The organism is Mixta theicola, from assembly GCF_002895925.1.
In the GTDB taxonomy this organism is placed as follows: domain Bacteria; phylum Pseudomonadota; class Gammaproteobacteria; order Enterobacterales; family Enterobacteriaceae; genus Mixta; species Mixta theicola.
In genome coordinates, this window is the sequence record NZ_NWUO01000001.1 from 83,550 (window position 1) to 95,705 (window position 12,156).

The following is a 12,156-nucleotide window of genomic DNA, read 5'->3' on the forward strand; positions in this document are numbered from 1 at the left end:
GGTGCTTTTTTATCTTTCTGCCGCTTCGGCAACTAACAAAAAACAGCGGAATTTATGCCGACTCGCGTATAACCAGGTGCCCGGAGAGGCTGATACGCTGCGGGGGAAGATCCGGCTCATTCAGTTTACGGAGAATTAAGCCAGCGGCCTGACGGCCCGTTTCTTCGCTGGCGGAAGATACATAGGTAAAGGAGGGCGACGTGAGGTTAACGTGCAGCATATCCTCGAAGCCGAGCAGCGCCACCTGCTGCGTCAGAAATACATCCTTGCCAAGCGTACGGCCGACCTGATGAATACCGCTAATGCCGCCAATCACCGCATTTGGCGAATGGCAGAGCAGCGCCGTAATGGTGTTGTTGTTCTCCAGCAGCTGACGGGTAACCTGGCTGGCCGCCTGCGTACTTTCGGCGCAGGCGGGCGTCAACTCTTCACGGAGAACCATCCCATACTGCGCCAGCGCGCTGCCAAAACCCAGCAGACGCTGCAGGCGAATCCGATCGTTTTCCGCCCCGCCGATATAGGCGATGTTGCGGTGGCCGCGTTCAATCAAATAGCGGGTGGCCAGATTAGCCGCCTGCCGGTTATCACGTATCACCAAATCGCAGGCGTCTTCCTGCAGCGATTGCGAAACCACCACCAGAGGCAGCGGGCAGCGGCGGATCTTTTCTGGCAACGAGGAGGCCGTGACATCCGATGCCAGATAGATCACCCCCGCTACGCCCTGCTGTTTGAAGGAAAGCAGGCAGCGCTCAAGCGCGTCGCCTTCATCCTGCGGCTGTCCCAGGAACACCATATATTGCTGGCGTTCCAGCTCCTGCACGATACTCGCCATCACTTTGATAGCAAAGCTGTCGCTGAAATCACGCACAATCAGGCCAATCAGATTAGAGGTGTTGGCGCGAAGGTTGGCGGCGGCCACATTATGCACATAGCCCAGCGCGTTCATCGCCGCATGCACCCGCTCTATGGTGGCGGCGGAAATTTTTCCTTTCCGGCGCAACACCAGCGATACGGTTGAAACCGATACCCCGGCCTGTTTAGCGACATCAACGATGCTGACTCTTTTCACATCTTCTCCCTGAAAGTACCGGTGCTTATCCGTCAGAGTAAAACCTCCTGGATAAAAACAGGAGGTTTATTTTACTATCCATCCCGGCTATTTGCCCAGCATTGTGGACATTTTCTGAGCAATAAATTGCGCCCTGGCGCCAAAGATCACCTGAATCCCTCTTTCCCCGACAAATACCACGCCGCGCGCGCCCAGACCGTTCAGACCGTCTTTATCCACCTGCCCGCCCTGGGTAACTTCAAGACGCAGACGGGTAATGCAGGCGCCTACGGAATCAATATTTCGGGCGCCACCCAGCAGACCAATGATTTCTGTGGCCAATTCTTCGTCTGTTTTATCACTGGCATCGGCAGTCACATCAGCACGGCCCGGTGTTTTAATATCAAAACGGCGGATGACAAACCGGAAAGTGACATAGTAAATCAGCCCCATAGGCACCCCAATAATGATGGCATTGAGGAAGTTGGTCTGATAGCCGTTGAACGAAGGCAGAATGCCGAACGAAATATAGTCAATAAGCCCGGCAGAGAAAGATTTGGCGATATGCGCATGCAACAGATACATACACATATATGACAGCCCGGCCATTATTGCATTAAAGACATACAGGATCGGCGCGACAAAGATAAAGGTGAATTCAACCGGTTCGGTAATCCCTGTCAGGAAGCAGGTCAGCGCGGCGGAAAATAAAATCCCCGCAGCGATTTTTTTGTTCTTCGTCTGCGCCTCATGGTACATCGCCAGGCAGGCCGCCGGCAGCGCAAACAGCATTAACGGGAATTCGCCCTGCATGAATTTACCGGCATTCTGGTAACTGTCGCTGCTGAAAGATTTCACGCCCTCTTCCAGCATTTTGAACCAGATAGTCTGGTCGCCATGAATAACCTGCCCGGCCTGCGTGGTGTAATCGCCGAACGAGTACCAGAAAGAGGGATACCAGATGTGGTGCAGCCCAAGCGGGATCAGCGCCCGTTCAACCAGCCCGAAGATAAAAGTAGAGGCCGCCTGGTTATCGCCGTTGACCACGACCGACAGCGTATCAATACCGGATTGAATGTATTGCCAGATATAGGGCAGCAGCAGGCCAAGCAGGAAGGAGAGGAACGCCGTGGCGATAGCTACAAAGCGTTTGCCTGAGAAAAAGCCGAGAAACTCAGGCAGCTGTATAGCGTGAAAGCGGTTATAGCACCAGGCGGCGAGGATACCGCACAGCAAGCCGCCAAATACGCCCATTTGCAGCGTAGGAATGCCAACCACCATGGCATACTTCCCGCCCTGCGCGGCCATTTCCGGGGTAATCGACAAGAGGGTGCCGATAGTCATGTTGGTGATAAATACCGACACGGCAGCGGAAAGTGCGGCAATTCCCGATTCAGAGGCCAGCCCCACGGCAGAGCCAATGGCAAACAGCAGCGGCAGGTTATCGAAGATGACCCCACCCGCGTTCATCATTAACGGTAAATGAAACTTATCTCCGAAAGCCAGCAACAGCCCGGCGGCCGGCAATAATGAGATAGGCAGCATCAATGCGCGGCCAATCATAGAGAGCTTAGACAGCGACTTAATAAACCCAGTTATCAGACTCATTTTTATTCCCCGGATTAAGGCCGTTACCTGCGCCGACATCGCGCTGTAATTGTAAGTAGAACGTTTTATTAGAACGTTCTACCATCGTGAAAGAAGCGATAACGGTGCGCAACAAAAATATTACATTCAGTCCCAGGGAATGATGATTATTTGAAGTCCATCAAAGATCGTGCTGTCAGAACGCGGGAAAAACCTCTGCCGCAGGCGCTTCGGCAAGGGCGTTGTACAGGCGCTGGCGTTGTATTCGGTGCATCGATTAACGCGCTGTTGCTCAGCCTCTTGCAAACCATGCAAGCATGACGGCAAAACAGGCATTGCCTGGCCGCGTTCCGGTAAATTAACGTAAAGAGAAAAAGATAAGGTTCTGGGTAGCGCTTCTTTCAGTTATAAAACAGAGTATTCAGCAACTTTCCATTTCCTATAGCGCGCTAATCTAAAATGAATCGCAAACTGGCCCAAACGTTATTGCTTGTCTCTTTTATTACCCTTGTAGGTTGTTCTTCATCATCTGGTAAAAAGTCAGCAACGGCGCAGGATCCAGCCGATGCCAGCGCGCAAGATGAGCAGGCTGATTTGATTCCGGTAATTGCGGCCCTGCACGATCAAATGCATACCTGGCACGGAACGCCCTATGAATGGGGCGGGACTAAATTGTCAGGCGTGGATTGTTCAGGTTTTGTCTGGAGAACGTTAAAAGATCGCTTTAATTTACCGGTAGAGCGGCTGACTACGCGCGACCTTATCCATATGGGCACTCACGTTACGCCAACGCAGCTGCGCCCCGGCGATTTAGTTTTCTTCCGCATTAATGGCGGGATGCACGTCGGTTTTTACGATACCGACAGACATTTCCTGCATGCTTCCACCAGCAAAGGCGTGATTCGTTCCTCGCTGGACAATCCTTACTGGCAGTCCGTTTTTTACCAGGCACGCCGGCTGAAGAAAGAATATGGCGCCGGTATCACCTTAAATAATGACGGCATGAGCTTAAGCCAAAGAAATTAGCTGATAGCCCGTTTCTGTTAGTTTCAGACGCAGCGCGTAAACGCAAAAAATCAGCACAGCGATAGCCAGCGGCGTATCCTTCCGCCCCAACCGATCGTCTGATTTTTCAGCATTGGCTGAAAATTTAATTTTGCGAAAGGTTAAAAATCAGGCAAAGACTGTAATATCAGGCAATTATAAAACCACAACGAATTAGCTCGCCTTGACACCGGAAGGGTCCGTGTTAATGCTTAGGAAAAAACTTATTATAAATCGTTGTGGAGATTGCGATGCCTCTGAAAGTACTGTCCATGATTCCCGCAACCGGGGCCACCATTAAAACTACCCGTCAGGCAGCGGGCCTGACGCAGGCGGAAGCGGCAGAACGCTTTAACTACAGCTTACGCGTATGGCAAAAGAAAGAGTCGGAGATGGATGCGAGCAAAAATGGAGGGCTTAGTCAGGGTGAATATGAGCTGCTGCTGTTGCTGGCGGGAAAACATCCTGATTATCTGCTGACGCCGAGAAAATAAGCTGCGTGACCGCTACGTTCCTGATGGCGGCTAACCGCATAGCGGCAGCCAGAAGCTACGCATGGTTATTTTTTGTGTTATGTCGCTAAACGAATAGCCGCCGCCAGCCATCTTTTTCCCGATCTGATTAAGATGAAACAGGATTGCAGGCATCCCACCTCAAATCGCAAAGGCGTTAGCGAAACGCAGAGAAGCTATGCCTTGCAGAGAAAAGAGAGCAAACGAAACGATTCAGGCAGCCTGAGGCGTCAGGTAGCTTACAAGCATGGGGGATTTACAGAAGATGCAGATGGCGCCATGGGGATTACGAATTGAAACGTCGAACAAAGAGATACGGCATTGATGACCCTGACAGCGTGAGCATCGATATTTAATAGTTAAAATAAGAAAACCTTAATATTTATTGAATGATTAGCCAGATTAGCACCCTTCGCTGGCGCTGTCTGCTGTTTATTGATTTTTATTTTACCGGCTGTATTTAACACTAAGCTATGTTCGGCAACCACTCCGTTCGGCAACCACTCCGAAGCGCGATAAAGGGCGGCTCATTGCTGCCTGGTGCCTGGACAAGCGGTGAAAGTAAAAAAGGCCACCCAAAGGCGGCCCTAATAGTTATCTATTTTTTTATATTTTTCTTCAGAAAAGCGAAGCGCTAATTTCTGAAAGGTTTCCCTGGTGTGGCAACCTGATGGATTTTTTTGCACCGAACAGCACAGCAGTATCCGTCGGCTTTGTCGTTGCCGGACAGCCTTAACGGCTTCACAATTGCCCTCAACCAACGCCACCCACATTAGTTTAAAATAGCTTATGTAACAACTCACTTAAAGTACAGGTATTGCGGCTTTTCAAAAAATATCTGATTTACTTTTTGTCACCTCTCGCCTGCTCTTTATCGCTGCGCTACGTCGCCGCAACAAATACTTATTTCATTTCGCAAAATAATCAATAAGTTAAATCAAGATGCTAAAAAAGTTGCAATAAATTAATTAATTTCCATGAAGTACAGTAAATTCTGACTATAATCTCTTTAGTAGAGTCGAGACTCTATTAACCAAAAATCAGGATTTTTTGTGTCGCTTGATGGAGCAGTTATGGTTTGGTATGTACTTGACTCTATTGTCAGCCCCGATTCAGATACAGCCTTTTCGCTTGTTAGCTCGCCATATAATCTGAAGTTTGTCTTGTGGTATGGATCAGACGGTTACTTATTTCCCGGTGACAGGCTGGAAACTTCTGATAATGGTCTGATTGTCAATGGACATAATCAGCCTTTTACCATGCTTGACGTTGCCGTCTTCCGCGCGGTTTATTGGCAGAAACTGCATGACTACAATAAAAACTGCCCGGGCAATCGTCACCAATTTGAAGCGAACTGCGCCTACAAGCACAAGTGCCGAATAAAAAAGTGCCCCTTCGTCACCCATTAACCTGCTTTAAATTCCGGGGTATGACGCGCGCAGCTCTGCCCTGGCGTTTTTTAACGGTTTAATTATTTTTCTGACGGATAATCGTTACACCCGATAATTTACGCTATCTGCCCGTCTGAAGCCTCAGGCAGCAGATAACATCCTGCACAACGGCACCCCTCACTTCAAGTCATGTTAACTCATTGAAAATAAATCAATAAAGTTAATTAGCTTTGCTATCACTCATTCCTTATTCAGTTAAATTAAACGGGCGTTAAAAAACAAAAAGCTATCCAGCCATCTTTGGATAGCCCAGGGAGGATGGCAAGCGAATACGTTACCCAGCCAACACGCTTTATATAATAAATTTGTACCTTTTCTGTTTTTAAAAATACCTAACATTTAAAATTAACCTCACCTGTTACCACCAAAAACTTAACATACAGATAACTAATAATAAGAAACAACCCCCCCGAATTAATTCAATTTTAAATGGTATCCAAACTAAAATTTAGCAAACTAATTAATATTACGAAAATAATTAACAATGCATGATAATATCTCGTAAAGTGGTCATACCACACAAAAAGATAAATAAACAACTGGCTAAATATTAATTTTCCGATATAACTTCAGCAGCCATGATAAATCAAAAATCACATCAGGAAGTTATGCTGCCTCGGTAAAAAAATAAACCACCCTGTTATCAACGGCTTCTTTTCCTCTACAGGAGCAATAAAGCCATCAGCTTTTGATGTCACATTATCTTTTAACATGTATTGATTTCACGGGAGATTAGCTGTGAGCTATAAGCAAGGTATTGAGACACAGATTGCCGACTATTTTAAACAGTCGGGAGTAAAGGAAAAAAGTCATGAAGTCGCTCTGCAAACTCTGATGGATAATATCGCCAGTAAAAAACAGGTGCGCAGTGAAAAAAACATCATTGCAGGTTTGTTAGAAAAGATTGAAACAGAAAATGATAACGCCAGGCTTCAGCTTTATCGTCAGGCACTGGAATTATTACTGCGTGGCGACAGATGCTAACGCTGCGCTGTCGCCTCCGGCAATAAGGCGGCATCAGAATTAACGCCACTATGCCGTCAGTCAGCAACTCACCGACTGACCGATAAACGGGCGGCTGTCTTGCCGGATCCACCGCTAAAGCGGCCGGCCTTACGTGCTTTGTAACAGGATGTCCCTCTTTTCGTTGCGGCAGGAATGCTGGTGTTTAATAAACGACCTGCCCTGAAGTCGCATACTGGAACCGCTAAAAAACTATCGCATCGCTCTGTTCAGGACTGGTACTCCTTGCGGTTCATTCTATGCTGATAATAAGGGGCTTTTTAGCGCTGGATGGCTTGAAGCGAATAATTAAAACAAGACAGGAATATAGCCAATGAAAATTATATGTCTGGGCTGGGGCTCGCTGCTGTGGAAAACGGGGCCGCTACCCGTCAGCGGCGACTGGCACGCTGATGGCCCATTTTATCCCATTGAATTCTCGCGCGTTGGCGATAACGGCGAGCTATCCACCGCGGTGTGTCTTAATGCCCCTCTTGTTCAGGTTTTTTGGGCATTGCTTGCCGTCGATACGCTGGAGCAGGCCTGTGAAGCGTTGCGTCAACGCGAACAGATCCCGCCAGAAAGAACGGATGGTATAGGCGTGCTGATCTCTCAGGGTTTACCCATTGGGCCGCTGGCGGAATGGGCGCAGCAGCGTCAAATTGATGCGGTGATCTGGACGGCGCTTCCGCCGCGCATTGCACATAATGAAGGACAGATCCCGACAATTGACGAGGCGATCGCCTATCTTCGCAGCCTGGAGGGTGAAAAGCGTGAACACGCACGCAATTACTTTGTTCAGATGCCACTGCAGCTGGATACGCCCTACCGTCGCGCCATCAAGCAGCAGCTGGGCTGGGGCGCGTAAACGTAGTAGCAAACGCGCCGATTAAACCATAATCCTGCAGGGGATGGCGATCGCCGTCCCCTTTTTATCCCCCCGCAGCGCCTGAAGTTGTATACTCGCTTAGCGGTTAGCATGGCCGCTGTTATTAACGAAAGAGAGGCGTTGTATGTTGCTTGAAAAATTAAAAAAACCCGAAGGTAAAAAATTTCTGCTTTCGGTCCTCGTCGTTTTTTTAATTGCGCTGACCATTCTTATACGCGCCACCATTGGCGGCGTGATTGAAGAATACAATCTGCCGCTGTCCGAATGGACAATGCAAATGTATATCCTGCAGGGTGCGATGGTGGTGGTTTATACCACGGTCATTACCCTTATCTGTTCTCTGCCGCTGGCGTTTTACTTCCTGGGCGAAAAAGACGCGCATCAATAGCAGCCTGGCATCGCCATGTCGGCATCTACCGGCTACCGCCAGGCACACGCTTCGGTAGTTGAGGTTTTCCCCTCATCAAAGCGGTAGCCGTTGCCGCCCGCGCTGTTGAAATTATTAACATTCTGTACAAAAAAAGCCCTTAACTGTAGGATATTTTGCGTGTTCCAACCGGAGCCTTCAACGCGCCACGATAGCAGCAATTAATAGACTAATAACGCTATGGAGAAAGTCATGACGCTGAAAAAATTGATGTGGCTGCTGGCAATAGCCGCAGGCTTTACCGCGGCGATTCACGTATCCGATAGCCTGATTGACCAGCAGATCGCCCAAATGGCAGACCAGGAATAGTGACGTTTTTATCGGTGCGCTAAAGTTCCGCCCCGACGCGCCGATAGTCATCAAGCCTGACGAGATATTGCCGTGCCTTCAGGTTCTGCACTGCTCGTAAGGTGACTCATCACTGACGCAATCTTGTAAGCTGCTTGCCGGTATCGCTACCGGCCCTTCGGAAATGTCCAGCCCGCTTCGTGCGGGCTTTTTTACTGGGTTAAAAAACCGACTTGTCCACTGCTGTTTACGGGCCATCGCGGCGCTACAATCTGGCGCTGATACCTTTCCCGCTCCAAAAATATAAGCTGTGCTTTACTTAACGGAATGTCCCGGCGAAGAAAAGAACCATGAAAATTAGCGAAAAACTTTCCGGCATGTTTGTTCTGCACTCTTCGCTCGGCAGAACAATGACGATATTTATGCTGCTGTTGCTGACGGCAGTTCTGATGGTCAGCGCATGGACGCTTAATCGCTCCTGGGCGCATAAACTTCAGGATATCAGGAGCAACGCGGTTAACCTTTCTGTTTCGCAGGCGCGTCAGGCGGAAGATACTTTTTTGCAAACGGAAATCACGCTGCGCGCTATCCAGCGCGATATTCCGAATAACGGTCCAACGTATGCGAATAAAGCGGCGCTGAGCGCGGTGCTGGCGGAAATGAAAAGGGGCCTGCCGCAGCTGAACGGCCTGTTTGTGTATGACGCTCAGGGAAACTGGGTTGCCACCGCCGCTCAGACACCAACCGGCATGAATAATGCCGATCGGGAATACTTTCTTTATCACCGTAAAAATCGGCACGGCGGTTCCCATATCGGTCATGTGATCCGCAGCCGTTCAACCGGCGAGCTGGTGATCCCGGTCTCAATACGCCTGAATGATAGTGGCGGCGGCTTCGTCGGCGTGGCGCTGGCAACGGTGCGGATTGACTCTTTTCGACGCTTTTACAGCTATTTTGAAATGGGCGATGGTGACCTGCTGGCGCTGCTGCTGGATGACGGAACGGCGCTGTACGTGCGCCCTTTCCCGGATTCTTTTATCAATCGTAGCCTTTCATCCAGTCCGCTGTTTACCACGCAGCTGGTGCGTGCGGATCGGGGGACAGGCACCTGGAATTCCGCGCTGGATAATAAAGTCCGCATTTTTGGCTATGCGCGTTCCGGCCAGTATCCGCTGATAGTGGCCGCCGGCTTCGATAAATCCGCGCTCTGGTCACAATGGCTACATGACAGCATGCCGGATCTGGTGCTAAACGGTATGCTGCTGATCGTCATTGTTATGATAGGCACCGTGGTTTTACGGCAGGTGCGCACCAATGTGGAAAACCAGATAGAGCTGACCACGCTGCGCGATGAGCTAACCACCATCAACCAAAGCCTGCAGGCGCTGGCGCTGCTGGATGGCCTGACCGGCCTGGCGAACCGCCGCCAGTTTGATATTTTTCTGGCGCAAAACCTGAAACGCTCGGCAATCAGCGGCAGGCCGGTAGGGTTAATCATGATGGATGTTGATTTTTTCAAACGCTACAACGATACCTACGGTCACGTGGCGGGCGATAACTGCCTGCGGCGCGTAGGAGAAGCGTTGAAAAATCTGCCGCTTCGGCAAACGGATTTGATTGCACGCTACGGCGGTGAGGAATTTGCCATTGTGCTGCCGGATGCCACGCCTGACGCGGCGTTGCGCATTGCACAAAGCGCGGTAGAAGCGGTGCGGGAAGCGGCTATTCCTCATAAAAGCACAGCGTTAAAAGATGAGGTAGTGACGCTGAGCGCGGGCTGTTTTGTCCTGGTGGGCAGCGATACCGGACAGGATGCGCAGCTGATTAAGGAAGGCGCCGACCATGCGCTGTATCAGGCTAAGCATAACGGCCGCAACCGGGCGGTGGTCAACGAGGCGGGTTAGCCGCCCGCCTGAGGCAATAATTCGTCACGCCGTTAAGGCGTCTGCCGTTGCGGGACGCTTTGCTCCACGTCCCGCGATGCCGGGTTACATCATTGAGTAGAGCAGCGCCGAAAGCGTGGCAATACCGCCGGTTACAATCATCAGCGCTTTCCCGCCGCGCAGAAAAGCGAGAGACGGCTGGTTATAAATCAGCCAGGCGGGGATCAGGAACAGAATAATCGCGATCAGCGGGCCGCAAAACGCTTCAATCAACGTAATCACGTTTGGATTAGCGTAAACGATTAACGAGGTAACGCCATACATTACCAGCATGGCCGCCGCCTGGCTGATTTTCCGGCTTTTATCACTGCGGCAGTTAAACAGCCTGACGGTAAAATCACTAAAGGTTTCCGTGACCGATAGCGAAACGCCGAGGAAGGATTTCGTCATGCCGATAATGGCGATAAACGGCGCGATATAAAACAGAACGCCAGCGCTACCCGGTGCAGAAATAACCGACAGCACGTTCAGATTTTTCTCTTTCGCCTCTACAAATGTCGCATGAGGAATACTCAATATACAGCTGAAAACAAAAAAGATAATGCTGATAAATATCGCCAGATAGGCGACTTTTATCACCCGATATACCCGCAGTTTATCGGGCGAACCCTGATAGTGCGCCGTCAGCGGGGAAATAATCGGCGCACAGCAAAAAGAGAAAGTAATCAGCGGCAGCGTTAGCCAGATATTTTTAAACGTTGTTCCGGCAGCAGCATCGGGCAGCGCGTTCAGGGCATCGGTAACGTTACTCCAGCGCCACTCCGGGATCTGTACGGCGGCAATCGCAATAATGGCAACGGCAAAAGGCAACGCCAGGGTGCCTAACGTGCCGACCACCTTACTACGGCCTTTGCTCAGGATCCCGAACAGGATAACCATACATAACAGGGTAAGTATCCCTTTGTTTATACGGGCGAAATGGAGATGCCCTACCAGGAAGTTATCCAGCGCGTTGACCAGCGAAATACCGTAAACCAGCATCACCGGATAAAAAGCGACGCAGTAAAGTAGCGTCATCAGCCAGTCGCCACGCGGTCCAAACCAGCTACTCAGCGCAGGCAAACGCTGCGGGGTCGTTTCGCTCATATAAACCCGGCACAGCACCAGGTGCGGTAGTAATGAGAGCGGTAATCCCAGCAGCAGCATAATAATAAAAATAACCGGCCCACGCGTACCAATCTCAATCGGCAAAAAAAGCGTGCCCGCGCCAACCGTGGTGCCATACAAACCTAACGTCCAGATAGTATCCTGGAGCTTCCAACCCTGCTGTTTCATAAAAAACCTACAAAATAAACAATCACGAACCGAATAAAATTTACAGACGCTGCGTCTCTGGTTTGAGCGCTTCATTAAGGCGTCGTTGGATGAAGGCAAGCAACACCGCAACAGCAGCTGGAACCAGCCAGGATAGAGATATGTCTGCGCCGGGGATTTTATCAGAAAAAGGGATAGCGAGGCCGCCGCTTTAATCCGCTTCCACATCGGTTAAAATTGCATCGCTTTAGCTAGCCTTGTCAGATAAAGCAGCCCCGTCAGGCTTAGCGTTACGTTGCCGCCGCAATCGCTTAGGATTAATCTTAATCATCATCCCTTTCACGGTCGGCAAATGGCAAACTGAATATATGCGTTTAGGCTGATAATTCTGTCCACGGTAATCAGGAGGCGTTATGCCCTCTGTTCAACTGCATATCAAAGACCATCCGGAATATGCATTCACCGGTAATTATTTTACAGAGCAGCCTGAAGGAGAAAATGCATCCCCACGCAGTCATTTTGAAATCTTAAAGGCGACGCAGCCCGCCGAGGCCTTTGAAGAGCTAACCCAGGGCGATAGCGTAACTTTCGTTTCCGCCAGCGGTGAGGCGGAAGAGATGTTGCTGATTAACGAAACGCCCTCGCATATTATTTTTGTCTCTCGCGATTAGCTTTTACGCGTCATGGCATATCGACTGGCCGGCCCCCCGT

Annotated in this window: 12 protein-coding genes; 8 read left to right on the top strand and 4 right to left on the bottom strand. The window is 50.0% G+C overall.

Annotated features, from left to right (window positions below):
- Nucleotides 1–52: 52 nt before the first annotated feature.
- Complete coding sequence (malI, locus tag COO59_RS00420; RefSeq protein ID WP_103057876.1) at nt 53–1,069, bottom strand: Mal regulon transcriptional regulator MalI; 1,017 nt, start codon at nt 1,067–1,069, stop codon at nt 53–55.
- 87 nt (nt 1,070–1,156) lie between these two features.
- On the bottom strand, nt 1,157–2,656 hold the full coding sequence (locus COO59_RS00425; protein WP_103057877.1) for a PTS transporter subunit EIIC: 1,500 nt from the start codon (nt 2,654–2,656) through the stop codon (nt 1,157–1,159).
- Between the two features lie 438 nt (nt 2,657–3,094).
- Between COO59_RS00425 and COO59_RS00430 the strand changes: the two genes are divergently transcribed.
- Nucleotides 3,095–3,661, top strand: a complete 567-nt coding sequence (locus COO59_RS00430) for a C40 family peptidase (RefSeq protein WP_103057878.1) — start codon at nt 3,095–3,097, stop codon at nt 3,659–3,661.
- 269 nt (nt 3,662–3,930) lie between these two features.
- Entirely contained in the window at nt 3,931–4,173 is a 243-nt protein-coding gene (locus COO59_RS00435) for a helix-turn-helix domain-containing protein (protein ID WP_103057879.1), read from the top strand.
- A gap of 231 nt (nt 4,174–4,404) precedes the next feature.
- Here COO59_RS00435 and ymcF read toward each other — a convergent pair whose 3' ends face one another.
- Complete coding sequence (ymcF, locus tag COO59_RS21575; RefSeq protein WP_420845704.1) at nt 4,405–4,557, bottom strand: cold shock small protein YmcF; 153 nt, start codon at nt 4,555–4,557, stop codon at nt 4,405–4,407.
- A 686-nt stretch (nt 4,558–5,243) separates the two neighbouring features.
- Here ymcF and COO59_RS20750 point away from each other — a divergent pair.
- The 5 genes from COO59_RS20750 (at nt 5,244) to COO59_RS00460 (ending at nt 10,152) form a co-directional block, all read left to right on the top strand.
- Entirely contained in the window at nt 5,244–5,600 is a 357-nt protein-coding gene (locus tag COO59_RS20750) for a hypothetical protein (RefSeq protein ID WP_133158577.1), read from the top strand.
- A 780-nt stretch (nt 5,601–6,380) separates the two neighbouring features.
- Nucleotides 6,381–6,626: a biofilm development regulator YmgB/AriR family protein gene (locus tag COO59_RS00445; protein ID WP_103057881.1), complete on the top strand. Its 246-nt coding sequence runs from the start codon at nt 6,381–6,383 to the stop codon at nt 6,624–6,626.
- 352 nt (nt 6,627–6,978) lie between these two features.
- Nucleotides 6,979–7,512 carry a hypothetical protein gene (locus COO59_RS00450; RefSeq protein ID WP_103057882.1) on the top strand — a complete coding sequence of 178 codons (534 nt, stop codon included), beginning with the start codon at nt 6,979–6,981 and terminating at the stop codon, nt 7,510–7,512.
- A 145-nt stretch (nt 7,513–7,657) separates the two neighbouring features.
- Complete coding sequence (locus tag COO59_RS00455; protein ID WP_103057883.1) at nt 7,658–7,921, top strand: DUF2534 family protein; 264 nt, start codon at nt 7,658–7,660, stop codon at nt 7,919–7,921.
- Nucleotides 7,922–8,598: 677 nt separating this feature from the next.
- The gene (locus COO59_RS00460; protein WP_103057884.1) at nt 8,599–10,152 is read left to right on the top strand and encodes a sensor domain-containing diguanylate cyclase; all 1,554 of its coding nucleotides are present in this window, start codon (nt 8,599–8,601) and stop codon (nt 10,150–10,152) included.
- Between the two features lie 84 nt (nt 10,153–10,236).
- Here the strand turns inward: COO59_RS00460 and COO59_RS00465 are convergent, their stop codons facing one another.
- Nucleotides 10,237–11,466 (bottom strand): amino acid permease, encoded by a 1,230-nt coding sequence (locus COO59_RS00465; protein ID WP_103058246.1) that lies wholly within the window; start codon nt 11,464–11,466, stop codon nt 10,237–10,239.
- Between the two features lie 392 nt (nt 11,467–11,858).
- Here COO59_RS00465 and COO59_RS00470 point away from each other — a divergent pair, with 392 nt between their 5' ends.
- Nucleotides 11,859–12,116: a hypothetical protein gene (locus tag COO59_RS00470; protein ID WP_103057885.1), complete on the top strand. Its 258-nt coding sequence runs from the start codon at nt 11,859–11,861 to the stop codon at nt 12,114–12,116.
- Nucleotides 12,117–12,156 lie beyond the last annotated feature (40 nt).